The organism is Fibrella aestuarina BUZ 2 (assembly GCF_000331105.1).
GTDB classification, from domain to species: Bacteria; Bacteroidota; Bacteroidia; order Cytophagales; family Spirosomataceae; genus Fibrella; species Fibrella aestuarina.
The window spans coordinates 2,644,426-2,667,814 of sequence record NC_020054.1; the positions used below are offsets into that span (position 1 = coordinate 2,644,426).

The window sequence follows — 23,389 nt, forward strand, 5'->3', positions numbered from 1 at the left end:
TACGTGTGGGCGTCGTTCTGAGCAAATTGAGCCGAGTCTATCTTTTTGGTTAGTAGATACTCCGTAAATGTCATGGTAGAAACAAAAGCTGACAGAGTGACGGGGGAGAAGCGTTGCCTACCGGGCGGTATGATGGTTGCTGGGTGAGTGGCCCCACAGCAAATACACAAGTCATGGTAACCACGTTCATAAATGGGCCCGACTATGAGGCCGACGCTGCCAGTTCGGCAGCACCCGACGCGTCACTGCTTGATGCGTACTCAAACACGGTTGTAAATGTAGCAAAAAAGGCCAGCCCCTCGGTGGTGCAGATCAAAGTGAGGGGCCAGCGCCGGCCGGGTAACGTACCTGGCGGCACGCCGCCGCGTCGGCGGCAACCCGACGAGGGCAACGGTACCGGATCGGGCTTTGTCATCTCGACCGATGGCTACCTGGTTACCAACAACCACGTAGTGGCCGGCGCCGAAACGATTACCGTGGCCCTGCCCGACCGCGACGACCTGACGGCTACCCTCGTGGGGCGTGATCCGGCTACGGATATCGCCGTACTGAAAGTCTACGCCGATGGGCTGAAGGCCATCCGGTTTGCCGATTCGAAACGCCTGCAGGTAGGCCAAATCGCCATTGCGCTGGGCAACCCGTACGGGTTTCAGTATTCGCTGACCGCGGGCGTCATCAGCGCGTTGGGCCGTACGCTCCGCTCAGAATCAGGGCGCCTGATCGACGACGTCGTGCAAACCGATGCAGCCCTGAACCCCGGCAATTCGGGCGGACCGCTGCTGAATTCGCAGGGGGAAGTGATCGGCGTAAATACGGCGGTGATTCTGCCTGCGCAGGGTATCTGCTTTGCCGTTTCGTCGAACCTCGCCAACCTGGTAGTGGGCAAACTGATCACCGAAGGCCGGGTGCGCCGGGGGTACCTTGGGATTGCCGGTCAACTGATTAACCTGACCGAGCGCATCCGGCAGTACAACCAGCTTACGGCCCGCACGGGCGTGATGGTGGCCAGCGTAGAGCCCGATGGCGTTGCCAACAACAGCGATCTGCGGCAGGGCGACATCATCGTGGCCTACAACGACCGCCCCGTAACGACGGTCGATGATCTGCACCTGCTGCTCACAGACGCCACCATTGGCCGCCCGGCCCAACTGACGGTGCTGCGCAATGGCCGCAAGCAGGGCGTGATCGTCACGCCGGGCGAACTGACGTAAAGGCGACGTTTGTGGTTTGTTGGGACAAACTTCATGATTTAGCTATGCCCCAACAAACCGCAAACGCTGCCCTGCCGGTTATCTTCGCCCCATGAAAAATGCGTTCTTTTTTGTGGCCCTGCTGGGGCTGTTTACGGGTTGTTCGCCCAAACTGAATAAAGCCGCGAAAACCGAGCTGTCGGCAGCGCGGTTTCGCTATCAGGCAGGCCAACCGGCGTTGATTTCGGTACACCGGGGTGGGGGCGATCTGCGCGGCTATCCCGAAAACTGCCTTGAATCGTTCGCTTATGTGGCGCAGCAAATTGGCCGTAAGGATGCGCCGGCGGTGATCGAGTGCGACATCGACCTGACCAAAGACAGTGTGCTGGTGATGATGCACGACGCCACCCTCGACCGCACGACCACCGGCACCGGCAAGCTCATCGACCATACCTATGCTGAGGTGCAGCAGGTGAAGCTGGAAGACAACTTCGGCAACCCCACCGCCTTCCGCGTACCGACGCTGAACCAGATTCTGAGTTGGGGACGCACCAACGTGCTGTTTACCCTCGACGTGAAGCGCAATGTGTCGTTTGCCAAAGTGGTCGAGCAGGTGCGGGCCACCAAGACCGAATCGAACGTAGCCATCATTACCTACAACGCCAAAGACGCGGCGCTGGTCCACCAACTGGCTCCCGATCTGATGATCTCCGTCACGATTCGTAACCCCGACGAATACAACCGCCTGCGCGAGCTCGGTATCCCCGACAACCGGATGCTGGCGTTTGTTGGCACCCGCGCCCCAGAGCCGAGCCTGTATGCCTTTCTGCACGAAAAAGGCATCGCCACCATCCTGGGTACGTTGGGCAACCTCGACAAGCAGGCGGCTACCAAAGGCGACAACCTCTACAAAGAATGGACGGCCGCTGGGGCCGACATGCTCTCAACCGACCGGCCGCTGGAAGTGAGCCGAGTCTTGCGGTAATGAAAAAGGGCCGCGAGCGGAGCCGGATTATTTATGGCCTCCTCACGGTGGCGGTGCTGCTGTTGGGGCTGGCATCCCGGCGCTACTCGGTCTGGTTGCCGCCCTTCGTTCATGCTTATGTCGGGGATGTACTCTGGGCGCTTATGGTGTTTCTTGGGCTAGCGCTGTTGCTGAACCGGCAATCGACCCGGACCGTTGCGTGGCTGGCGATGCTCTTCTCCTTCGGTATTGAAGTTGGTCAACTGTATCACGCGCCCTGGATCGACCACCTGCGGGCCACCCGGCTGGGCGGTTTGTTACTCGGCTTCGGTTTCCTGTGGACAGACCTACTCTGTTATGGCGTCGGCATTGCCATCGGGGTGCTGCTCGACCGATGGTTATTGGCCTCGTCACGCCGCTGATGGCATACGCTTACAAGCCAGTACAAACGCCAATGGTCAGCCTTCCCTTTTTAAGAGTGAAGGCTGACCATTGGCGTTCAGGTATGTTTGTCGTCAGCTAGTTGTCGCTGCTGTCCAGAATTTTCTTCTTTTCGGCTTCGTATTCCTTTTCCGTCAGGATTTTCTCGTCGAACAGCTTTTTGATGTCGCGAAGACGGTCGGCTTTGGTTTGGATTTTGGGGGTAGCCTCGGCCGTGACGCCATACAGCGGGGTCGCGGTTGAGGCTGGCACTGTAGTGGCCGGCTGCTCAGTACCCGCTAGTGGGCGAAGCTCGTACGTATGATCGGGATCGTACTTCATCGTCCATAGGAAGGGAAAGAGCAGAAACACTCCGCCTACGATAGCCCCCGCGTCGGCCCGCTCGTTGCGCACCAGTGGCAGTTGCAACGGTTCAAAACCGTCTTTTTCGAGGCGGAGGTCGGTCACGCTGCCAACGATCTTAGTATCGCTGTACTGGTAGGGCGTTATGCCTTTGTATTGGCCATTGACGTACAGTTTGGCCCCGGCAGGCCGGCTGTTGATGATCGTAGAGCTGCTACAGTTGGCGAGTAGCACAGCACTCGCGGCAATCAGGGATAAGCCCTGAATGGGCTTTTTGGCAAAGAACGTAAGCATGAGCGATAGGCAATTGATGGTTAGGCCGGACGCTATTGTCCAGGTTTTCCTTGGATACGTTTCAGTCGAAAGGTTTAGTGCAAGTAAATAAAAAAGCTGTTGTCAACTCCTTGTGGGTTAACAACAGCTCCCTTACTTAACGAAAAGACAACAACGCCCCGCCTAATTACTCCGACACGACGATTACCGGGGCGACGTGTTCAGGGTCATTATCGTGCGAGGCTTTTTTGGCCGCGCGCTTTGAGGGGCGCTTCACCGTCACTTCGTAAAGATCAGTGCGGCGGTCTTTCAGGTTCTGCACCGACCCATACTCGTGCAACTCCTTCAGCAGCGACACGTCGACGTCGGCAAAGAGAACCATCTCGGTGTTGGTCGTCGCTTCGGCTTTGATGGCATTGTTCGGAAACTGGAAATCAGACGGGGTAAACACCGCCGATTGAGCGTAATGGATGTCGGTGTTAGGTACGTTGGGCAGGTTGCCCACGCAGCCCGAGATCGCCACGTAGCACTCGTTTTCGATGGCCCGCGCCTGCGCACAGTTCCGTACGCGGTAGTAGCCGTTCTGGGTGTCGGTCAGGAACGGGACGAAGATGATTTGGGCACCCTGCGCGGCCAGAATCCGGCCCAGTTCGGGGAATTCCACGTCGTAGCAGATCATCATGCCCACCTTGCCGCAGTCGGTGTCGATGGCTTTGATCTCGTAGCCGCCCACCATGCCGTAATACTTCACCTCGTTGGGTGTGATATGAACCTTGCGGTATTCTTCATACGAACCGTCGCGGCGGCAAAGGTAGGCGACGTTGTAGAGCTTACCGTCGTCGATAAGCGGCATCGAGCCGCCCACAATGTTGACGTTGTAGGAGATGGCAAACTGCGCCAGTTTGTCACGTACCTGTTCGGTGTACTGCGCCAGCTCGCGGATAGCCTGCGGTTCGGGCATATCGCGGAACTGCACCATCAGCGGCGTATTGAAAAACTCGGGCAGCACCAGAAAGTCGGCCTTGTAGTCGGAGACCACGTCGACGAAAAACTCGACCTGATCAAAAAACGATTCCAGATTGGGGAAGTGCCGCATTTGCCACTGCACCACCCCCAGCCGGATGATGGAGTCGGTGTGGGGTTTTCGGTCTTTCTCGGCCACGTAGTAGATGTTGTTCCACTCAAGCAGCGTGGCGTATTCTTTCGATTCGGTATCGCCGGGCAGGTAGCCGCGCAGGACCTTCTTTACGTGGAAATCGTTGGCCAGCTGGAACGACAGCGTGGGGTCGTAAATGTCTTTCTGCTTCACCCGGCTGATAAACTCGCGGGGCGACAGCTCATCGGCATACTTGCGGTAGTTGGGAATACGCCCCCCCGCCAGGATGCCTTTCAAATTCAGCTGCTCGCAGAGTTCTTTGCGGGCGTCGTAGAGGCGGCGGCCCAGGCGCAGGTCGCGGTAGTCGGGGTGCACAAAGACCTCGATCCCATACAGCCAGTCGCCCTTGACGGTGTGCGTATCGAAGGTATACTCGCCCGTAATTTCTTCGAAGGTGTGGTTATCGCCAAAATCGGCGTAGCGGACCCGAATGGCCAGTGCGCAGGCGACCACTTTGTCGTCGACTTCCACGCAGAACTGACCCGTCGGGAAGATGGTCAACAGTTTGTCGATCAGATTTTTCTCCCAATAATCCCCGCCGATGCCGCTGTACGATTCGATCATGGCCTCCTTCAGATCAGGGTAGTCGCTTTTCTTCAAATTCCGGGTTACAATCCGCATAGTACTGGTGATCTCGTTTAGTTGGGTAAACCCATTTTGGCCCCAAAACAATCCTGATACTAAACCAAGGTTTGGTGTTTGGCGTTTGGTGTTTGATGTTGTCAGGCTAGAAAACCCGGCACCGTCAAACACCAAACGTCAAACGTTTCACATTCACAATGGCACAAGCTAAACGCAGAGCATCGGCTACCTGGGAGGGTAGCTTACAGGAAGGCACCGGCACCCTATCGGCCACGGGCGGCGTCCTGAACAACACCCCTTTCTCGTTTAAAACACGGTTTCAGAGCGAAGACGGCTCGGCGGGTACTAACCCCGAAGAGTTGCTGGCCGCGGCCCACGCCGGCTGTTTTACCATGGCAACGGGCGCCACGATGGGGCAGCAGGGTTTTACCCCCACGCACCTCGAAACCAAAGCCGTATTATCGATGGATATGGACACGCTGACGATCACGGCAGTGGAGCTAACGCTGACAGGCAGCGTGCCCGGTATCGATCAGGCGAAGTTTGAAGAAATCGCCAACGACGCCAAGAAGAACTGCATCATCTCGCGGGCGCTTTCGCCCAACATCGAGATTACGCTGAAAGCGACGCTGGTGTAGGTAAGGCCTTGGGCATAAACCAGCTGAAGCGAGCAGTCGGATGGTTTATGCCCTCATTTTGCCTAAAAAAGGAGTCTGTGTGGTAGGGTGAGGGGTATTGGTTTTTCTTGACATGGTGCCAGAATTGGCCTATTTTGGTCTAATAATTGATAGGCCGTTCACGGGCGCGCCCACGCCTGACATCTACACTGCAAGTCTCTAATCCGCTAAAGCCAACTTTTCCATGCAAAAATTAAGTTTAAGCCAGTCGTTGCAGCAGAAGCTCTCGCCGCAACAGATTCAGTTCATTAAGCTATTGCAGATTCCCACCGCTGAGTTGGAAACCCGCATTGAAGAAGAACTGGAGATTAATCCGGCATTGGAAGAGGGACAAGACGAAGAGTTTGAGGCGAAAGACGAATTTGACGATGACTTTGATGGTCAGGACGATTACAGTGAACGCAACGACGATCTGGACATCGACACGTACCTGGCCAATGACGAGTTTGCCGGGTACAAGATGCAGGGCGACGGCGCCTACGGCGAAGAAGACCGCGAGATGCCACTCGCCACGTCGAGCAGCCTCACCGACTCGCTGATGCAGCAGTTTGGCTACCTGCGCCTGACCGACGAGCAGCGCACCATCGGGCTACAGCTGCTGGGCAGTATCGAGAGTGATGGCTACATCCGCCGCTCCATGCAGGCGATTGTGAATGACCTGGCGTTCTCGCAGAATATTTTCGTTGATGCCGAGGAAATTGAAGATGTGCTTCACAAGATTCAGACGTTCGACCCGCCGGGCATTGCCGCCCGCGACCTGCGCGAATGCCTGTTGCTGCAACTGAAGCGCAAAGATCAGGCAGACAGCTGCGTACAACTGGCGACCCGGATCATCGAAGACTACTTCGAGGAGTTTTCGAAAAAGCATTACGAGAAAATTCAGCGGCGGCTCAATATCTCCGATGAGTCGCTCAAGAAGGTTGTCGATATCATTATCAAGCTGAACCCCAAGCCGGGTTCGGTAGAGGGCGACGACAACGCCGCGCCTTACCTCACGCCCGACTTCATTCTGGTCAATAACAACGGCAAACTGGAGCTATCGCTGAATTCGCGCAACGCCCCGGAACTGCGCATCAGCCGCTCGTTTGCCGACATGCTCGACACCTACGACAAGAGCAACAAACAAAACAAGGCGCTGAAAGAGACGGTCACGTTTGTGAAGCAGAAGCTCGACGCCGCCAAGTGGTTTATCGACGCCATTAAGCAGCGGCAGCAGACCCTGCTGAAGACGATGAACGCCATCGTGCGCTACCAGTACGATTTTTTCCTGACCGGCGACGAAACGAAGTTGCGCCCCATGATCCTGAAAGACATCGCGCAGATGATCGAGATGGACGTGTCGACGATTTCGCGGGTGGCGAATAGCAAAGCCGTACAAACCGAATTTGGCATTTACCCGCTCAAATACTTCTTCTCGGAAGGGATCTCGACCGAATCAGGTGAAGACGTGAGCAGCCGGGAGGTGAAGAACATCCTGAAGGATATGATCGATAGCGAGCCGAAAGTAAATCCGCTGTCGGACGATAAGTTGGAAAAGATGCTTAACGACCGGGGCTACAACATTGCCCGCCGCACCGTCGCCAAATACCGCGAACAGCTCAACATTCCCGTCGCCCGCCTGCGGAAACAATTGTAACGTATAATGTGGCCCGTCGGAGGCGCCTAGCCCTTGCGGAACAATGTACGATGTACAATGGGTTACTAGGAGCAGTCGGATACACGTTGTACATCATACATAGGTCATCGTACATTAAGCTTTGAATTCCCGCTTCGCTCAGTTTCTTTCCGTTGTTTTCCATCCGTTGCTGATGCCGACCTGGCTGTTTGCCTTACTGCTGTATGGGGCACCGGCTCGGCTCAACGTAGATACCTATTCACTGGGGGCGCGGTTCAGCGTGCTGGTGCTGCTCTTTCTGGGTACGTTCGCCCTGCCAAGCCTGCTCATTTTTTACCTGTATCGCATTGGCTACCTGCGCGACATGACCATGCCCGACCGCGCCGACCGCCGGTTGCCATTTCTATTGACGGGCTTTATCTACACCGGCGTTACCTACTTTTTTGCCTTCCGCATGAGTCTGTTTTCGGCTACATCGCCGGGCGTAAGCGTGTTGCTGGCGGGGATCACGCTGTCCATTCTGCTGGTCGGGATGATTAACCAATACTGGAAAATCAGCGCGCACAGCGTTGGTGTGGGGGGCGTGCTGGGCGCTGTAGCGGGCTTGCTGGCCAAATCGGGCGATACTGATCTGTTTCTGCCGCTGGTGGGGCTTATCGCGATTAGTGGTCTGGTGGGCAGTGCACGCCTGCAACTCAATGCCCACACGCTGGCGCAGGTTGGCGCCGGTTTGGGGCTGGGCCTGCTCGTCAGCCTGGCCTCCGTGAGTTGGTTGCTGTAGGGCTGCACTGTCATTTGCCTTCGGCGTCATTTGGCTATGCCGTCATTGGTTGTCATTAATTGTTTTTTTACAACCAATGACAACCAATGACAACCAATGACCACAAAAGATCATCCCTGACCCACAGCGGCGGACTGTGCTAATCCTTCCAGAAAGGCCACGAGCAAACGGATACCGTATGCGGTCGCGTTCTTCTGCTGACCGAACTCGGTGTCGGCAAAGGCCATCCCGGCGATGTCGAGGTGCGCCCAGCGCGGGTGATTGTCGGTAAAGACCTCCAGGAATTTGGCGGCGGCAATGGCGCCGTTGATGGGCTTTCCGCTGAAATTCTTCACGTCGGCCACGTCGGAGGTCAAATCATCCTTGTAGGCATCCCAGAGCGGGAGGCGCCAGAGCCGTTCGCCGGTTTGGTCGCCAGCCGTGAGCAGTTGGGCCGATAACTCGTCGTTGTTGGTAAATAACCCACCAGCCTGATACCCCAACGCGGCAATGACGTTGCCCGTGAGCGTTGCCAGGTCGATAAGCACGTCGGGCTGAACATGCCGAACCATATGGCCTAGCCCGTCGGCCAGAATCACGCGCCCTTCGGCGTCGGTGTCGATGATTTCGATCGTCTTGCCCAGGTAGGACGTGATCACGTCGCCGGGTTTGGTCGCCATGCCGTCGACTACGTTTTCGGTAGCGGGTACGATGCCCACCACGCGCAGGGGCAACCGCAGGCGTGCCGCCACTTCCAACGTACCCAGCACGGCCGCCGCCCCGCCCATGTCGCTCTTCATCAGGTGCATGTTAGTCGACGGTTTGATCGAGATACCACCCGTATCGAAGGTGACGCCCTTACCCACTAGCCCGACCGTGGGGCCGGTGGCCTGGCTCGGATTGTAGTCGCAGACGATCAACAGGGGTGGGTTTTCGCTGCCCTGCCCCACACTCAACAGCGCGTTGTAGCCTTGCCGGGCCAGTTCGTCGTGGTCGATAATCGTAACGCTGTAGCCATGCGCCCGCCCCGAGGCCACGGCCCAATCGGCCAGCGTTTGGGGGGGTTTATAATTGGATGGCGCATTGGCCAGATCGAGCATCGCCCGTTGGGCCGCCCCGATTACCGTGGCCCGGTCGATGGCTCGTTGGGCCGCCGTGAAATCGGCCTGCGTCACGGTCAGGTGCAACGTACCTGACTCGCCGTAAAAGCCGGTTGGCGCAGCCTTGCCAGTTTGGTAAAGTTTCAGGTCGTAGCCGCCGCCCAATACGCCGAGCACAAGTGGTTCGAGCACGTCGGGCAAAGTGCCGCCCCCCAACGTACCGGTCAAGTCGATACCGATGCGCGTTGGTAGTTTTGCTTTCTGGCTAAAAAATAGCTTCCGAACAGCTTTCAGGTACGTGTCTGACGTGGGCTTTTCGCCCAAACCGAGTAGGAAATGCTTATGGCCGTCGGGGCCGTAAACGAGCAGCGTTTCGTTGCGGTCGCCGGTGAAATCGCCCTGTGCGACTTGGGCGACTTCGGGCAGAGGCTGATTCTTGACGAGCAGCCAAACCGTGGCATCAGTCGCCACCGAACTGGTGTGAAGAAGAACTTGCATAGGGGGAACAAACCTGTAAACCTATAAGGTCTTGAAAACCTTATAGGTTTAGGATTAAACCGCGACCGGGGCTTTAATCGCCGGCCAGGGGTCGTAGTTTTCGAGTGTAAAGTCGGCGTAGGTAAAGTCGAACACCGACTGGACATCAGGGTTCAGGCGCATCGTTGGCAGGGGGCGGAACGGGCGCGCCAACTGCGTATCAACCTGCTCCAGGTGGTTCAGGTACAGGTGCGTATCGCCGCCCGTCCAGATAAACTCGTAAGCCTCGTAGCCGCACTCCTGCGCGATCATAATCGTGAGTAACGCATACGACGCAATGTTAAACGGCACCCCCAGAAACACGTCGGCACTGCGCTGGTAGAGCTGACACGACAGCTGCGGTTTGGTTTGGCCTTTAGCCTCGTCGGGCGGGGCCACGTAAAACTGGAAAAGCGCATGGCAGGGGGGGAGCGCCATCCGGTCGACCTCGCCGGGGTTCCAGGCCGACACGATCATGCGGCGGGAGTCGGGCGATTGTTTCAGTTGCCGGATCACGTTGGCCAGCTGGTCGATCTGGCGGCCATCGGTGGTTTCCCAACTCCGCCACTGCTTACCATAGACATCGCCGAGGTCGCCATTTTCGTCGGCCCACTCATCCCAGATACTAACGCCGTTGTCTTTCAGGTACTTGATATTGGTGTCGCCTTTGATAAACCACAGTAGTTCGTGGATGATCGACTTTGTATGGACCTTTTTGGTCGTCAGCAACGGGAAGCCTGCCTGGAGGTTGAAGCGCATCTGGTAGCCAAATACGCTGAGGGTGCCGGTGCCGGTACGGTCGGTTTTGCGGGTACCATTGGCAAGAATGTGCCGGAGCAGGTCATGGTATTGCTGCATAATCGGGTAAGTTGAAGGGGCGAAGATACAACGCGAATGCTGCCGACAGGTCAGGAACCCGACTGCGACCCCCCACGTTCTAACGTTGCCGCAATGGCCTGCCGGGCTTGCTCGGCGACCTGCTCGGCGTTGAGGCCAGCCGGGTCGATGGGGGCTAACACCGTCCACGACAGGCGGCTAAACGAACGAAGCGGAAACAGCCCTTCCGGGTTGAAGCGGCCGGTACCGTCGATGGCAACCGGCACGATGAGCGAATTGGGTGCTTTTTTGAGTAAAATAGCCAGACCGGCACCGGCAAATGGGCGCGGCATACTGTCGCGGCTGCGGGTGCCTTCGGGAAAGATAATAACGGAGCAGTCCAGGGTTTTCAGTCGGCCACCCAGCCGACCCAGTTCACCCAGCGATTGGCGGGCATCCTGGCGATCAATCAGGGCCGCCCCACTTTTGCGCAGGTTGTAGGAGACGCTGGGGGTGCCATACTCAAGTTCTTTTTTCGCCACAAACACGGGTTTATAGGCCCGTAACCACCAGCCCATGGGTGGAATGTCGAACAGGCTCTGGTGGTTGGCAACGAAAATCAGTGGCCGGTCGGAGGGGAGTGTCGTTGCGAACCGAAACCGCGAAGTGGTGCCGGTAAGCCACTGCCCGTAGACAAGGCCCGCATTCATAGCTGAGGCAGCGTGCTGTTGCCAGGCACGGCCACCCAGCCAGAACGTCAGTACCTGAATGGCATGAAAAACGAGCAATACGAGGCCGAAATAGACCAGATACAGGGCGCTAAGGATGTAATCGAGTCCGCGTTTGGCGAACCGAAAGGGACTAAAAGGACGTGGCATTGCCCCAAAAATAGGTAACAAGCCTGTTTACATGCTTTCTTTGACGAATCATTTGCGAATAGATCATCAGTTGTGCGAGGTTAAGACCTCATTTATAAAGGAAAAGAATGAATCTTCGGACTGAAGTGATGCAGTTCATCGGCACCAAAATGGATGCCTTCATGAACGAGTTTCTCAAGCCTATCGAAACGAACTGGCAACCGGCCGACTTTTTGCCCGACTCGACGCAGCCTTCGTTTTTCGACAAGCTGCGCGACCTCCGCGAACAGGTGGCGGCGCTGTCGTACGATTACCTGGCCGTGCTGGTGGGTGATACGGTGACGGAGGAGGCGCTGCCTACGTATGAATCGTGGCTGATGGGCATGCAGGGCGTCAACCAGGAAGACGGGCAGGGCTGGACGCGCTGGGTACGTGGCTGGACGGCCGAGGAAAACCGCCACGGCGACCTGCTCAACAAGTTTCTGTACCTGTCGGGCCGGGTGGATATGCGGGCGATGGAGGTGTCGACGCAATACCTGATTGCCGATGGCTTCGACATCGGCACGGGTAGCGACCCTTACCGCAACTTCGTTTACACGTCGTTTCAGGAGCTGGCGACCAACCTCTCGCACCGCCGCACGGCCACCCTGGCCAAGCAGGCGGGTAGCCCCATTCTGTCGCAGATGTGCGGCGTGATTGCCGCCGACGAAATGCGCCACGCCAAAGCATATAAGGCGTTTGTGAGCGAAATTTTCGCGCTCGACCCGTCCAACATGATGCTGGCCTTTGACGATATGATGCGTAAGAAGATTGTCATGCCGGCCCATTTCCTCCGCGAAACCGGCGTGAAGATCGGCGAGACGTTTGCCCACTTCTCGGATGCCGCCCAACGCCTGGGTGTTTACACCGTGCACGACTACATCCGTATTCTGGAGTCGCTATTGATCGACTGGAAGATCGACGTCATCGCCGACCTCTCCGACGAAGCGCAGCGCGCCCGCGATTACCTGATGGCGCTACCCGCCCGCCTAACCCGCGTAGCCGAGCGCACTAAAACACCCTCCCTGTCCTACGAGTTTAGCTGGATTGGGTAGGGGGCAGGGTGCTCCGCGCCGGGAATAGCCGGGGTAGCTGGGTACGTCCCAACTACCCCGGCTATTCCCGGCGCGGAGCACCCTGTTTTTTTATTGTTCGTACGTAAACGCCTTCTGAATCTGGCGTTTGATAATGGATACGTAGCGGGTAGGGAATAGGCGCGTGACCCACTCAATTTGACGGGCGTCGGCACCGATCAGCACGCGGGCTTTCCGCCGTGCCACGCCATCGAGAATGATCGAGGCGGCCTGCTGCGGTGTCGTTTTGGCGGCCTCGGCGAAACTAGCTGTCCCCTGTTTATGCATGGCTTCAGTCACGAAACCGCCCTGGCCAAGCCGGGCGCTGGCGGCGATGTTGGTTTTGATGCCACCCGGATGCACGCAGGTGACCCCAATGCCGGTGTCGAGTAGTTCCATGCGCAGCACGTCGGAAAAGCCGCGCACGCCGAACTTAGCCGTGCAATAGGCCGACTGATTTTCGACCCCCGCCAACCCGAACACACTGCTGAGATTGACGATCTGCCCCCGGTTATGCTGCTGCATGAACGGCAGAAAGGCTTTCGTCATCCGAATTACGCCCATCAGGTTGATGCTCAGCAACCACTCGAAATCGACCAGATCGGTTTGGGCGAACGGCCCACTGGCCAGCGCGACGCCCGCGTTATTAACCAAGATCAACGGACTTGCTGGATTTAGCGTCGGAATCACCCGCTCGGCAAAGGCCTGAATCGCCGCCGCATCGCCTACATCGAGCAGGTACGTTGCCAATCTCCCTCCGGCCAGTTGGTTCGTTTCGGCGAGCGTAGCTTCGTTGATGTCGGTGGCGATCACGATGGCACCCCGCTCAACCGCCTGCCGGGCCAGTTCGCGTCCGATGCCCGACCCCGCGCCGGTAATGAGAATCGTTTTGCCAGTGAAATAGCTCATAGGAGGAGAGTGAATAATGTACGATGTACAATGTACAATGGGGCTGACGCAGTGGTAACACTAGTACCAGTTCCATTGCATTGTACGATGTACATTGTACATCGTGCATTACCCATTATACCAGATGAAGCGGTGCCGAGGCCATCTGGCGGTGGTGGCCGCCGGGCTGTAACTTTTCGATTTCGCGGATCACGTCGACGATGCCTTTGAGCGGAATTTTCACCCAGGTAGGGCGGTAGCTGATCTCGTAGCCCAGTTCGTATACCGCTTTTTCGAGTAAGTAAATCAGCAGCAGGTAGTTGATCTCGCCGTTGTCGTAGAACATCGGGTGCGGCGATCCGAACGTGCCGAGGTAGGCGTCCAGGTACGTGTCGCGAATGAGCTTGTACCAGCGGTCCGAAACGATCTGGAGTTTTTCGGGGTCAATGCCCTCCGTCTCGACGGAATTGAACAGCTTGGCCGACACGGCGTAGTGATACGACCGGATCATGCCCGCCACGTCTTTGAGCGGCGAATGCTTGATCTTCCGGTCGGTGATCGTGCTTTCGGGTTCACCTTCAAAGTCGATGATGACATAATCCCGATGGCCGGTATGGTCGCCCACAGCCAGCACTTGCCCGAGGTGATAATCGCCGTGGACCCGAATGCGGCATGACCCGAGCCAGCGCGTCTGGAAATCCGCCACGAAATCGTCGATCATCTCTTTGGCTTCCATGAACACCCACGCCAGCCGCTGCGCCTGCGCGTCGAGCCGACTGTAATTGTTGACCAGCAGGTCGTAGCGGCGGTCGAGCAGGTCCGTGAACCGGCCCGTCAGGAAGCGGCGGTACTCGTCGGTGAAGGGTTCCGACTGGAAGGCCGGGTCGTCGGTTTTGGCGTAGAGCGCCAGGTGCATTTCGGCGGTGCGTTGCCCCAGCAAGGCTACTTTCTCGAACACATCTTCCTTAACCGCAAAGAGCCGGTTGGGCACCGCATACAGGAAATCGTTGAGGTAATCGCCGGTCATGGCCCAACTGTCTTTGTCGTTGGGCACCATCCGCTGCATCATACCCAGCGTGATGTCGGGTTGCGGCCCGGCTGCGTTCGTCCGTTGCCACGTAAACCGCCCTGCATAGGCCGGAATGGCTCCAAAACCGCCCGTTTCGGTCAGGAAGGCGACCATCTCGACCTCCGGGTTGGTCTGCTCGAACAGCTTCCGGTAGAGTTTCAGAAAGAACAGTTCGCCCGACGGCTGACTGGGCAGAGCATAGCCAAACACCAGCGCCGAATTGCTCGAATCGACCGGCAACACGCGCGAGGTGAGCGTGGCCCCGGCTTCGGCGTCGATCAGGCCCCGCCCCCGCTGAAACGCCAACGTACCTGACGCGGAACTGCCGGACGCCGAATTGCCGGGCTGCGTAACCGAGTCGTTGGCGGCTATATGCTTAAATAGTGCGTCCCGAAACCCCGCTACATAAATGGCATCGACCAACGTACCGGGCATATCCGAAAAACGAGCTTCGGTCAGCACGCCTTTGTCAGGTACGTCGGTGAGGTCGGCGACCAAGGCGAGCGGAAGCAGGTATTGTTCGGGTTCGCCGTCGGCGTAGTGCGCATCAAGGATAAGCAGGTAAAAAGGTTGCTGTCCCGTGCCTGGCAGCGCCAGCATGGCACTGATGTGGATACCCGTTTGCTGCCGGGCTTTTCCGGCAAACCAGCGGCAGGTATTCACGTAGGGGAGTAAAATGGTCTCAGTAAGCTGCTGATGGGCGTCGGTATCGTCAAGAAAAGTAGACCACGGTTGGGTGGAGGTCAGGAAAGAGAGCATAGCGCGATTGGGTACGTTCAGAAGGCCTGCCTGCGGGTCAGCAGGAGCCGGGCAAAGTAATCGATGTCTAGCTATAATCGGTAAAAGGCCCTATTGTTTATCCGATTTGTACCATGAACCGGGTTGATAAAAGGCCCCGCCTACCCATTGGCTGATGGCCGGTTGCTACGGTGAGCGCCTTCAACCAACGGGTGGGCAGGGCCGAAACGACACGGGGTGCCAGGCGGCTGGCCGCGTGCAGCTACTTCCGGTAATCGAGGGCGGGTTTGCGATCGCCGAGCAGGGCTTCGTAGTTGAAGTTGGCACCGCGTTTCTGGACCCACTCGGCGCGCGCTTTCTCGATAAGGGCGGGGTTGTTGTACAGATCGAGGGCGGTGAGCGCCAGCGTTTTGGCCGCGACGATCATGCCTTTCTGGCCGATGCTCATGCCGCTGGCGGCCGTCGACTGCCAGCTGTGGGCGCTCGACCCCGGCACCCAGGTGGCGGTTTGCAGGCCAACCGTTGGGACGGCCCAACTCACGTCGCCCACGTCGGTGGAGCCGCCGCTGGTGGCGCTGGCCGAGGCGTCGCGGAAGTCTTTGATCTGCGCGGCGTTGGTGATGGGCACTTTCTGGTCGTCGGGGAAGGTGCTACGGATTTTCTCGGCGAAGGCGGTCTCTTCGGGCGTGTAGGTGAGGCCGCCCACCGTTTTCAGGTTCTGGTGCATCACCTCGGCCAGCGTCACGTTGGGCAGCAGGTTGTAGACGCCCCCCAGAATTTCCCACTCCACCTTCGTGCCGGTGCCTTTGGCGGCTCCTTCGGCGGCGTTCTCGATGCGCTTCCAGACACTTTGCAGGATGTCGCGGTCTTTGTGCCGGGCGTAATAATACACCTCGGCAAAGGCAGGAACCACGTTGGGCGCTTCCCCGCCTTTCGTAATGACGTAGTGGATGCGGGTGTCGCTGGGTACGTGTTCGCGCATCATGTTGACCATGTAGTTCATCGCCTCGACGCCATCAAGCGCCGACCGGCCCCGTTCGGGCGACGCGGCGGCGTGGGCGGCGATGCCCCGGAAGCGGAATTTGGCGTTTTTGTTAGCCAGCGACGTACCCGCGTCGGCGGCGTTTTGCGAGCCGGGGTGCCAGTGCAGTACCACGTCGACGTCGTTGAACAGGCCTTCGCGCACCATGTACACCTTACCCGCCCCGCCTTCTTCGGCCGGGCAGCCGTAGATTTTGACCGTACCGGCATGGCCCGACGCCTTCAGCCAGTTTTTGACTTCGACCGCCGCCGCGACCGAGGCCGTCCCGAACAGGTTATGCCCGCAGCCGTGCCCGCCTTTCTGGCCGGGGATGGGCGTGAAATCGGGTTTGGCTTCGGTGGCGAGGCCGGGCAACGCGTCGTATTCGCCCAGAATACCGATCACCGGTTTGCCCGCGCCGTAGGTGGCCACGAAGGCCGTGGGGATACCCGCCACGCCTGCCTGTACGGCAAAGCCTTCTTTCTTGAGTTGTTCCTGAAGCAGTAACGAGCTTTTTTCTTCCTGGTAGCCCAGTTCGGCGAAGTCCCAGATTTGTTTGGAGAGACCGGCGTATTCGGCAAAGCGCCCGTTGAGGTTGGCGATGACGGTCTGTTTGTCTTTGTCGACGGTGGGGGCGGTGGCCTTTTTAGCCTTCGATTGGCCCAATGCCAAGACGGGCAGCAGCAGGACGGCAGTGAGGAGCGATGAACGCATAGGATTGAATCGCCGGGGCGATGATGGAGTAGGTTGCAACAGCGATACTAAGCAAAAAGGAAGAAACTTGGCCACGCTAGTTATAGCCCAAAGTCAGCAACAACAAACATGAGCAGTCACATAGGCACGTCGGGCTGGAGCTACGACCACTGGCAGGGCGTTCTGTATCCGCCAGGTACTTCGGTGGCCAAACGACTAGGCTATTACCTGGCGCAGTTCGACACGGTCGAGCTAAACAGCAGCTTTTATCGATGGCCCAAACCCAGCGCCTTTGCGGGCTGGCGCGAGAAGCTCCCGGCTACGTTTCGGCTGTGCGTGAAAGCCCCTCGCTGGCTGACACACTACGGCAACCTGACTAACCCCGAACGCTGGCTCGACCGCATCAACGAAGGTTGGCACGAACTGGGCGATAAGCGGGCTATTCTGCTGGTGCAACTGTCGCCCAACTTTGCCTATAACCACGAGCGGCTGGCCCATTTCCTGAGCCTGCTACCCGACTGGATGCCGACGGCTGTGGAGTTTCGGCACCCGAGCTGGCATCAGGAGGCCGTCTATACCCTGCTCGAACAGCACCAGGTCGCTTACTGCGTGATGAGCGGGGCGGGCCTGCCGTGCATCCTGCGCGCAACGGCGCCGTTTGTCTATGTACGCCTACACGGGCCCGAGGGGCACACGCTCTACGGTGGCTCGTATTCCGACGATGACCTGCGCTGGTGGGCCGACCGCATCCGCGAATGGACCGAGCAGCAACGCGACGTGTACGTTTATTTCAACAACGACATCGGCGGCCACGCCGTCAGGAACGCGCTGAGATTACGGGAGTTGGTAAGTGAGTAGTGCAGCGCCTTGTAACGAACCGGACAATCAGACTACCTTGCGCTTGTAACTGGTGGCGCTCATGGCTGATAGGATGCTGAATTTTTACATACATGCTTTTTCAAACCTGAACGTAGGCGGCGGAAAGTTGAATGAGAAAGCCCCACATAAGCCTATACTGCTGCTGACGGTTGTTCAGGCTTACGAAACAGGGCTGCTGACGGATAACCAGATACCGATTACGCCTGAGCTAACTAGCTTGTTTAAGTCGAACTGGAACCGGATCGTGACAAGCGGGCACACATTAGGCTTTGCGTTGCCGTTTTTCCACCTGAAAAATGAGAAAGGCAGTTGGTGGGAACTGGTCGCGAATCCGGGTTGCGAACTGTGGGTACAATATGGCCGACTTACGTCTTTTGGCAATCTAAGCGTGGCAGTTGCTCAGGCGCAGATTGATCCCAATCTGGCTCAACTCCTGATGGATGAAACTACGCGACAGGTCCTGCGAGGTACGTTGCTGGATACTTATTTTCCCGGTCAGTCGGTCGTGCACATGGCTTTGCCTGCTGAAGAAATAGACGGATTGACACGCGAGATGGTTGACGAATCGCCGACCGAATACCGCGCCCGGCTAAAAGACTTAAAAACGCGGCTCGATCCCGAAACGTACCAGATCGAAATCTATACCCGCGACACCGTTTTTCGGCGCGAGGTTGTCCGGCTTTACGACGACACCTGCTGCGTGACAGGCGTGCGTGTCTCGGCCCCGTACTCGTTCTCGATGGTCGACGCCTGCCATATCATGCCATTTGCAAAAACGTTCAATAATCATCCGACCAACGGCATTGCGCTCTGCCCGAATCTGCACCGGGCGTTTGACAAGGGAGCTATTTCGGTCGATGAGCACTACCGGGTGATCGTATCAGATACGTTCGTAGAAAACGAAAGCAGTCTGTACAGCTTGAAATCATTGGCCGGTACGTCGATCAACCTGCCAGGTGATGCGCGATATCAGCCTGATTTGGCTGCCTTTGCCTGGCATCGGACGCATGTTTTTAGGAGTTAGTAGCTTAATCGAATAAATTCAACTGCCCGTCTTGTTTAGAAACGTACCGATACGATACTTCATCCTCACTGACCACTTGTATGCCACCCAATTTGTCGATTTTACGCTTAATCGTTCGAATCGTCTCTGGCATTTCATGAATTAAATGCTTGGTAGTGAATCGTAAAGGTGTCCAGTTAGCTACGGCAGAAATTTGGTTGTTTCGATTTTTATCATAAACTACCTGTTCGGGCTTCATATGGTATTCATCTCCATCGCACTCAACATTTATGTTGCCATTTTTGCAAAATATTGCGAAGTCACAAATCCAATTGTCAGAATTAGTCTGTAAGTAAAACTGACGCTCAGCAGGAAGTCGATGCTTTTTTAATTCAGACCACAGCAAATCTTCCAGGGGGCTGTCAGCGAAAACGTCGTTTATTTCGTCGGCCTGTTGTAGTTTGGTAAGTGTCGTTGGAATAAATAATAGTTGTCTACCCCGAAGGCTGAGAATGGGCCTTGGTAACGCTTGTAAAAGGCCAAAGCTGATTTTGTAATAAGTATTGTTGGATTTAGCGTTTATCGTTTCGGTTGGAAACAATAAACGCCGTTTTACTATAGACACACTATCTACTTGTGCTACGTGACGAATTGAGTATTTCCAGTCCCCGAAACTTTTTTTGAAGTAAAAGGCGATATAACGCATGCCGCCGTTCTTAACCAATTCAGGTACGCGTGAACTCGTTGGAATGCGATACCAACCCTCATCACGGGCAATCAAAAAATCTGATTTGTCTTTAAATAGAGCTACGAGCGTATCGTTGGGCAGGCGTTTGCTCATATGTAATGTGATCTGAAGCAAACTTAGTCGTAATTGCTTAAAGTAACGATGGTAATATATCCCTGATGCAGTTGTGAAACGGGGACAATCAAGCGCCTAGTACCCCATACGGAGTCAGGTATTTCCAGAGCGTGGTTAGACTACATACCTGAACCTGTTCGGCGGGCCGGAAATCCTAGGCTGACGGCGTAACGACGAGAATCGGGATGCCGCCCAAATCGCGGCTGGCAATGTAATTTCCCCGGCTTAGCGTGGGTGCATTCGTGTATTTGATGTCAAGACCCACCACCGGTCGACCGCCGCGTACCAACACTAAATCCAGCTCCGATCCCTCGGCGGTGCGGTAATAATACGGTCGTGTGTCGTAGGCTAGCGTGGCAATAACCTGTTGAATCACGTAACCCTCCCATGAGCTACCCACATACAGACTTCCACTGAGCGCTTCAGGCGTTTGAACAGCCGCTAAGGCATGAAACAGTCCACTGTCCCGATGGTCTGTCGTCAACCAGTTCGACAAATTCGTTTGTGATCAAGCGACTAATCATAACCCTGCAATTTTAAAGTACAATTTTAAATTTGCAGGGTTATGACCTTGAACGAAAGCCTTTAGCGCACCCGATACTTCCGTTTCCCTAGCGCTACTTCAAGGCTGCTTTATCGGTCGCTGTTGCCAGCTTTTCCTTCACGAGCGCGTTGAATTTCTGCGGCTCTTCCCAGCAGGGGAGGTGGGCCGACTCCTCGAACCAGATGAGCTCTTTATGGGGCGCTTGGACGGATGCAACATAATCCGCCACCAGGGTAGACGGGCAGTTGTTGTCGTAGCGTCCCAGGCAGAAATAGACTGGTACGTTGACCGCTGGAATCTGTTGCTTAAGGTCGAGGGCTGGCCACAGGGTTTCTACCATCGGGTAAGAAAGTTGCTGGATCTTGTTGGCCTTCAGCAGACTGAGCAAGCTATATTCTTTGGACCGCAAATAGATTTGAGAGCCGGGCATACGGAGGTGCGTATGAACCACACCGCCGTACTTCTGTACCAGATCCCGCTGCTTTTTTAGCGCATCGAGTCCGTCTTTATACAGTCCGTTTTCGGGCGGGCCGATTTGTTGCAGCGTTGCCAAAGCACTGCCATCCTGTTTTTGCTGGGCGTTGCTGAGCGCGAATTCGTACGACAACTGTTCACTTACGGGCCCGTTCGAAATGGGCGATACAGCCATAAACGCCTGATAATCGTCGGGGTGTTTCGCGATGACGTGCATGCCCAATAGCCCGCCCCAAGAATGGCCGACCAGTACGATTTTAGGCTGATTAAAGCGTTGTTTCAGCCAGGCCGTCAAGGCATGCGTATCGGCAACGAACTGATCCAGGGTCATTGTTTCGGCAGGGATCCGCGAGGAGTAGGACTTGCCGGAGCCGCGCTGATCCCAATAAACGACCGTGAAGTGATCTTCTAACGGCGCATTGTAATGCATGTATAACGGCATCGACAGATTGCCCGGCCCGCCATGTAGCCATAGCAGCACCGGGTTACGTCGATCGCTGCCTCGTATGGTCACGAACTGCCTAACGCCGTTGATGGGAACCCGTTGCATCTCGGCAATACTGGTGTCTAGTATCGTGCCATCGGCCGCTTTGAAGGGGCGGGTAGTACGACAGGCCCCACAGAAGATGAGCAGAATCAGGGAGAGGGCTTTCAGACGCATAGTAGTTGACAGAGAGCATGGTAACGCCAAGATGCGGAAAACGACAGAGAGGTTGCTTCGGGCAAGCAACAACTGATAACGAGTGCGCTGGTCGAAACGCACAGCCCGGTTTTAAACAGTTAGCCGATTACGTTGTCTAAGCTGGACAACATAAACTCTGTTCGATTATGAAAACGAGTACGATTGATCTCAAATCGTTTTGCCTGGGTGTGCTCGCTATGGGCGCGGTGCTGCTGATGGCCAACAAACCCGCCGCTCAACCCGTAGCGCAAGCGCAGCCCTGCGACGATACCCGCCGCTACCAGGCTGTCGGCGTGGACAAATATGCCATCATCATCGATACAAAAACAGGTCGGTTCCTCTACGAGTACGGGCGGCCAAACTGGCGTAAAGGCGATTTTGAAACGGTTATTGAGGCTGCTAAATAAACGCGCCGGTTGGTAGATGGGCTGGTAGTAGTGGTCTGTGTTCGTAATGGCCGGGCTGAAACGGGCTTTAAATCGGCGCGACAAACATCAGGGCGGGCGGCGGGTTACGATAAAAGACTGTTTTAAACGTTTGCTGCCCGTGATAGCCAATCCGCCTGTATCGCCCACCGCGACACCAACCCCCAACAAATGGCTGGTACTGGCCACGCTGGCCTTCGGTACGTTCATGGCGACGCTCGACAGCAGTATCGTCAACATTGCCCTGCCCACCATCCGGCGGGAACTCGATGCCGGTGACAGCGTGGAATGGGTGGTGCTCAGTTACCTGCTCACCACCACCAGCACGTTGCTCATCATGGGCAAACTCTCGGACTGGCTGGGTCGGAAAAATATGTACGTGACGGGGTTCGGCATTTTTGTGTTGGGCTCGCTGCTGTGTGGCCTGTCGTGGAATATCGGCTCGCTGATCGGGTTTCGGGTGGTGCAGGGGCTGGGGGCGGCCATGATTTTTGCCATCGGCCCCGCCATCATTTCCGACACCTTCCAGCCTAACGAACGCGGGCAGGCGCTGGGCCTGATGGGCGCTATCGTGGCAGCGGGTTCCAGCACGGGGCCGGTCGTGGGCGGGTTGCTGCTGGGTAAATTCGGCTGGTCGAGTATTTTCTTCGTGAACGTACCCATCGGCCTGATCGCCATCTGGCGGGCGCTGGTGGTGCTGCCCACGAGCTCGCGGCAGGCCCGCGGCGCGTTTGACCTAGTGGGAGCAGGGTTGTTTCTGGTGGGCGTCGTGACGTTGCTCGTTGGCCTCGACTTCGGCCCGGAGCCCGACTACGGCTGGGGCAACCCGCTGGTGATGGGCCTGCTGGGAACGGGTGCCGTGCTGCTGGGGCTGTTTATCTATTGGGAATCGCGCACGCCCGCGCCCATGTTGCAACTGAGTCTGTTTCGGGTACGTCCCTACACGTCGGCGATTCTGGCGGCGTTGCTGGGCTTCATGGCGTCGGGTGGTAACTTGTTCATCATCCCGTTTTTTCTGCAACAGTTGCTCGGCTTTTCGCCCCAAACGGCGGGGCTGGTGCTGCTGGCTGGTCCGCTGACGCTGAGCATTGTAGCGCCCATCGGCGGGTACCTGTCGAGCCGGGTCAGTACGCGCTGGCTGGCCAGTACGGGGCTATTGCTGGCAGCAGCGGGCTACTTTTCACTGTCGTTCCTGCAAACCGACTGGAATTGGCACAACGTGGTCTGGCGAACGGCGCTGGTCAGCTTCGGCTTTGCGTTGTTTCAGTCGCCCAACAGCAGCAGCGCGCTCAATGCGGCCCCGCTGCCCCAACGGGGCGTGGCCAGCAGTGTGATTGCGTTTATGCGGAACATGGGGCTGGTGGTGGGCATTGCCCTGGCCGCGGCGGTCTGGTATAGCACCCGAAATGTCTACGCCCGCATGCACCAGGCCGACCCCATGAGCGACGTCGCGCAACTCACTGGGATGCGGGCCGTTTACTGGGTGCTGACGGGACTAATTATCACGGCCGCCCTCATCTCCTTCTCGCGGGGCAAAACCCTACCCGAGCCGCACCATGCCGGCGACGTACCTGGTGAAGGCCTGGCTACGCTGGCAGGGGATAAGGTGTGATAATGGATAATGTACAATGAACGATGTACAATGGTAGGATGCGGTCTGCTGCTGCGGTACAACTAGTTACGCGGACGGGAAATAAGCCATGATAAAGG

At 56.9% G+C, this 23,389-nt stretch carries 22 protein-coding genes; 11 read left to right on the forward strand and 11 right to left on the reverse strand.

What is annotated here, in order from left to right:
* Positions 1 to 173: 173 nt before the first annotated feature.
* The 3 genes from FAES_RS10790 (at position 174) to FAES_RS10800 (ending at position 2,576) form a co-directional block, all read left to right on the forward strand.
* Positions 174 to 1,211 (forward strand): S1C family serine protease, encoded by a 1,038-nt coding sequence (locus FAES_RS10790; RefSeq protein ID WP_015331244.1) that lies wholly within the window; start codon positions 174 to 176, stop codon positions 1,209 to 1,211.
* A gap of 91 nt (positions 1,212 to 1,302) precedes the next feature.
* Positions 1,303 to 2,175, forward strand: coding sequence for a glycerophosphodiester phosphodiesterase family protein (locus tag FAES_RS10795; protein WP_015331245.1), 873 nt, complete (start codon positions 1,303 to 1,305; stop codon positions 2,173 to 2,175).
* Positions 2,175 to 2,576, forward strand: coding sequence for a ribosomal maturation YjgA family protein (locus FAES_RS10800; protein WP_041257762.1), 402 nt, complete (start codon positions 2,175 to 2,177; stop codon positions 2,574 to 2,576). The genes FAES_RS10795 and FAES_RS10800 overlap by 1 nt, the downstream gene beginning before the upstream one ends.
* Before the next feature lie 97 nt (positions 2,577 to 2,673).
* Here the strand turns inward: FAES_RS10800 and FAES_RS29420 are convergent, their stop codons facing one another.
* Both FAES_RS29420 and FAES_RS10810 read right to left on the reverse strand, forming a co-directional pair.
* Positions 2,674 to 3,231, reverse strand: coding sequence for a PEGA domain-containing protein (locus tag FAES_RS29420; protein WP_015331247.1), 558 nt, complete (start codon positions 3,229 to 3,231; stop codon positions 2,674 to 2,676).
* 166 nt (positions 3,232 to 3,397) lie between these two features.
* Complete coding sequence (locus FAES_RS10810; protein WP_015331248.1) at positions 3,398 to 4,987, reverse strand: bifunctional GNAT family N-acetyltransferase/carbon-nitrogen hydrolase family protein; 1,590 nt, start codon at positions 4,985 to 4,987, stop codon at positions 3,398 to 3,400.
* A gap of 158 nt (positions 4,988 to 5,145) precedes the next feature.
* On the opposite strand from FAES_RS10810, the gene FAES_RS10815 reads away from it, so the two are divergent.
* The 3 genes from FAES_RS10815 to FAES_RS10825 all read left to right on the forward strand — a co-directional run bounded on the left by FAES_RS10815 (position 5,146) and on the right by FAES_RS10825 (position 8,021).
* Positions 5,146 to 5,586 carry an OsmC family peroxiredoxin gene (locus FAES_RS10815; RefSeq protein WP_015331249.1) on the forward strand — a complete coding sequence of 147 codons (441 nt, stop codon included), beginning with the start codon at positions 5,146 to 5,148 and terminating at the stop codon, positions 5,584 to 5,586.
* Positions 5,587 to 5,809: 223 nt separating this feature from the next.
* On the forward strand, positions 5,810 to 7,261 hold the full coding sequence (gene rpoN, locus FAES_RS10820; RefSeq protein ID WP_015331250.1) for an RNA polymerase factor sigma-54: 1,452 nt from the start codon (positions 5,810 to 5,812) through the stop codon (positions 7,259 to 7,261).
* A gap of 121 nt (positions 7,262 to 7,382) precedes the next feature.
* The gene (locus FAES_RS10825) at positions 7,383 to 8,021 is read left to right on the forward strand and encodes a hypothetical protein (protein ID WP_229364459.1); all 639 of its coding nucleotides are present in this window, start codon (positions 7,383 to 7,385) and stop codon (positions 8,019 to 8,021) included.
* A gap of 110 nt (positions 8,022 to 8,131) precedes the next feature.
* On the opposite strand, the gene FAES_RS10830 is transcribed toward FAES_RS10825, so the two are convergent.
* The 3 genes from FAES_RS10830 to FAES_RS10840 are packed head-to-tail and all read right to left on the reverse strand — an operon-like array spanning position 8,132 to position 11,310.
* Positions 8,132 to 9,598, reverse strand: a complete 1,467-nt coding sequence (locus FAES_RS10830) for a leucyl aminopeptidase family protein (RefSeq protein WP_015331252.1) — start codon at positions 9,596 to 9,598, stop codon at positions 8,132 to 8,134.
* 54 nt (positions 9,599 to 9,652) lie between these two features.
* On the reverse strand, positions 9,653 to 10,474 hold the full coding sequence (locus tag FAES_RS10835; RefSeq protein WP_015331253.1) for a thymidylate synthase: 822 nt from the start codon (positions 10,472 to 10,474) through the stop codon (positions 9,653 to 9,655).
* A 50-nt stretch (positions 10,475 to 10,524) separates the two neighbouring features.
* Entirely contained in the window at positions 10,525 to 11,310 is a 786-nt protein-coding gene (locus tag FAES_RS10840; RefSeq protein WP_015331254.1) for a lysophospholipid acyltransferase family protein, read from the reverse strand.
* A 107-nt stretch (positions 11,311 to 11,417) separates the two neighbouring features.
* Here FAES_RS10840 and FAES_RS10845 point away from each other — a divergent pair, with 107 nt between their 5' ends.
* Positions 11,418 to 12,383 (forward strand): acyl-ACP desaturase, encoded by a 966-nt coding sequence (locus tag FAES_RS10845; RefSeq protein ID WP_015331255.1) that lies wholly within the window; start codon positions 11,418 to 11,420, stop codon positions 12,381 to 12,383.
* A 90-nt stretch (positions 12,384 to 12,473) separates the two neighbouring features.
* Here FAES_RS10845 and FAES_RS10850 read toward each other — a convergent pair whose 3' ends face one another.
* The 3 genes from FAES_RS10850 to FAES_RS10860 all read right to left on the reverse strand — a co-directional run bounded on the left by FAES_RS10850 (position 12,474) and on the right by FAES_RS10860 (position 16,831).
* Positions 12,474 to 13,310 carry an SDR family NAD(P)-dependent oxidoreductase gene (locus FAES_RS10850; RefSeq protein ID WP_015331257.1) on the reverse strand — a complete coding sequence of 279 codons (837 nt, stop codon included), beginning with the start codon at positions 13,308 to 13,310 and terminating at the stop codon, positions 12,474 to 12,476.
* A gap of 115 nt (positions 13,311 to 13,425) precedes the next feature.
* Entirely contained in the window at positions 13,426 to 15,117 is a 1,692-nt protein-coding gene (locus FAES_RS10855) for a maltokinase N-terminal cap-like domain-containing protein (protein WP_015331258.1), read from the reverse strand.
* Positions 15,118 to 15,358: 241 nt separating this feature from the next.
* Positions 15,359 to 16,831, reverse strand: coding sequence for an amidohydrolase (locus FAES_RS10860; RefSeq protein WP_015331259.1), 1,473 nt, complete (start codon positions 16,829 to 16,831; stop codon positions 15,359 to 15,361).
* 108 nt (positions 16,832 to 16,939) lie between these two features.
* Between FAES_RS10860 and FAES_RS10865 the strand changes: the two genes are divergently transcribed.
* A complete protein-coding gene (locus FAES_RS10865; protein WP_015331260.1) occupies positions 16,940 to 17,668 on the forward strand; it encodes a DUF72 domain-containing protein in 729 nt (242 codons plus the stop codon).
* A gap of 61 nt (positions 17,669 to 17,729) precedes the next feature.
* Positions 17,730 to 18,713, forward strand: a complete 984-nt coding sequence (locus FAES_RS10870) for an HNH endonuclease (protein ID WP_015331261.1) — start codon at positions 17,730 to 17,732, stop codon at positions 18,711 to 18,713.
* 4 nt (positions 18,714 to 18,717) lie between these two features.
* Here FAES_RS10870 and FAES_RS10875 read toward each other — a convergent pair whose 3' ends face one another.
* From FAES_RS10875 to FAES_RS10885, 3 genes are all read right to left on the reverse strand, one after another.
* Positions 18,718 to 19,533, reverse strand: coding sequence for an endonuclease domain-containing protein (locus FAES_RS10875; RefSeq protein ID WP_041257763.1), 816 nt, complete (start codon positions 19,531 to 19,533; stop codon positions 18,718 to 18,720).
* Positions 19,534 to 19,708: 175 nt separating this feature from the next.
* Positions 19,709 to 20,038 (reverse strand): DUF4143 domain-containing protein, encoded by a 330-nt coding sequence (locus FAES_RS29560; RefSeq protein ID WP_229364460.1) that lies wholly within the window; start codon positions 20,036 to 20,038, stop codon positions 19,709 to 19,711.
* A gap of 133 nt (positions 20,039 to 20,171) precedes the next feature.
* Positions 20,172 to 21,233, reverse strand: coding sequence for an alpha/beta fold hydrolase (locus FAES_RS10885; protein WP_015331264.1), 1,062 nt, complete (start codon positions 21,231 to 21,233; stop codon positions 20,172 to 20,174).
* Positions 21,234 to 21,400: 167 nt separating this feature from the next.
* On the opposite strand from FAES_RS10885, the gene FAES_RS10890 reads away from it, so the two are divergent.
* On the forward strand, positions 21,401 to 21,661 hold the full coding sequence (locus FAES_RS10890) for a hypothetical protein (protein WP_015331265.1): 261 nt from the start codon (positions 21,401 to 21,403) through the stop codon (positions 21,659 to 21,661).
* 139 nt (positions 21,662 to 21,800) lie between these two features.
* Entirely contained in the window at positions 21,801 to 23,291 is a 1,491-nt protein-coding gene (locus FAES_RS10895) for an MFS transporter (protein ID WP_229364562.1), read from the forward strand.
* Positions 23,292 to 23,389: the final 98 nt, after the last annotated feature.

Coding starts and splice junctions, on each gene's coding strand:
- FAES_RS10790 (WP_015331244.1), top strand. CDS start 174: ATGGTAACCACGTTCATAAATGGGCCCGACTATGAGGCCGACGCTGCC.
- FAES_RS10795 (WP_015331245.1), top strand. CDS start 1,303: ATGAAAAATGCGTTCTTTTTTGTGGCCCTGCTGGGGCTGTTTACGGGT.
- FAES_RS10800 (WP_041257762.1), top strand. CDS start 2,175: ATGAAAAAGGGCCGCGAGCGGAGCCGGATTATTTATGGCCTCCTCACG.
- FAES_RS29420 (WP_015331247.1), bottom strand. CDS start 3,231: ATGCTTACGTTCTTTGCCAAAAAGCCCATTCAGGGCTTATCCCTGATT.
- FAES_RS10810 (WP_015331248.1), bottom strand. CDS start 4,987: ATGCGGATTGTAACCCGGAATTTGAAGAAAAGCGACTACCCTGATCTG.
- FAES_RS10815 (WP_015331249.1), top strand. CDS start 5,146: ATGGCACAAGCTAAACGCAGAGCATCGGCTACCTGGGAGGGTAGCTTA.
- rpoN (WP_015331250.1), top strand. CDS start 5,810: ATGCAAAAATTAAGTTTAAGCCAGTCGTTGCAGCAGAAGCTCTCGCCG.
- FAES_RS10830 (WP_015331252.1), bottom strand. CDS start 9,598: ATGCAAGTTCTTCTTCACACCAGTTCGGTGGCGACTGATGCCACGGTT.
- FAES_RS10835 (WP_015331253.1), bottom strand. CDS start 10,474: ATGCAGCAATACCATGACCTGCTCCGGCACATTCTTGCCAATGGTACC.
- FAES_RS10840 (WP_015331254.1), bottom strand. CDS start 11,310: ATGCCACGTCCTTTTAGTCCCTTTCGGTTCGCCAAACGCGGACTCGAT.
- FAES_RS10845 (WP_015331255.1), top strand. CDS start 11,418: ATGAATCTTCGGACTGAAGTGATGCAGTTCATCGGCACCAAAATGGAT.
- FAES_RS10850 (WP_015331257.1), bottom strand. CDS start 13,310: ATGAGCTATTTCACTGGCAAAACGATTCTCATTACCGGCGCGGGGTCG.
- FAES_RS10855 (WP_015331258.1), bottom strand. CDS start 15,117: ATGCTCTCTTTCCTGACCTCCACCCAACCGTGGTCTACTTTTCTTGAC.
- FAES_RS10860 (WP_015331259.1), bottom strand. CDS start 16,831: ATGCGTTCATCGCTCCTCACTGCCGTCCTGCTGCTGCCCGTCTTGGCA.
- FAES_RS10865 (WP_015331260.1), top strand. CDS start 16,940: ATGAGCAGTCACATAGGCACGTCGGGCTGGAGCTACGACCACTGGCAG.
- FAES_RS10870 (WP_015331261.1), top strand. CDS start 17,730: ATGGCTGATAGGATGCTGAATTTTTACATACATGCTTTTTCAAACCTG.
- FAES_RS10875 (WP_041257763.1), bottom strand. CDS start 19,533: ATGAGCAAACGCCTGCCCAACGATACGCTCGTAGCTCTATTTAAAGAC.
- FAES_RS10885 (WP_015331264.1), bottom strand. CDS start 21,233: ATGCGTCTGAAAGCCCTCTCCCTGATTCTGCTCATCTTCTGTGGGGCC.
- FAES_RS10890 (WP_015331265.1), top strand. CDS start 21,401: ATGAAAACGAGTACGATTGATCTCAAATCGTTTTGCCTGGGTGTGCTC.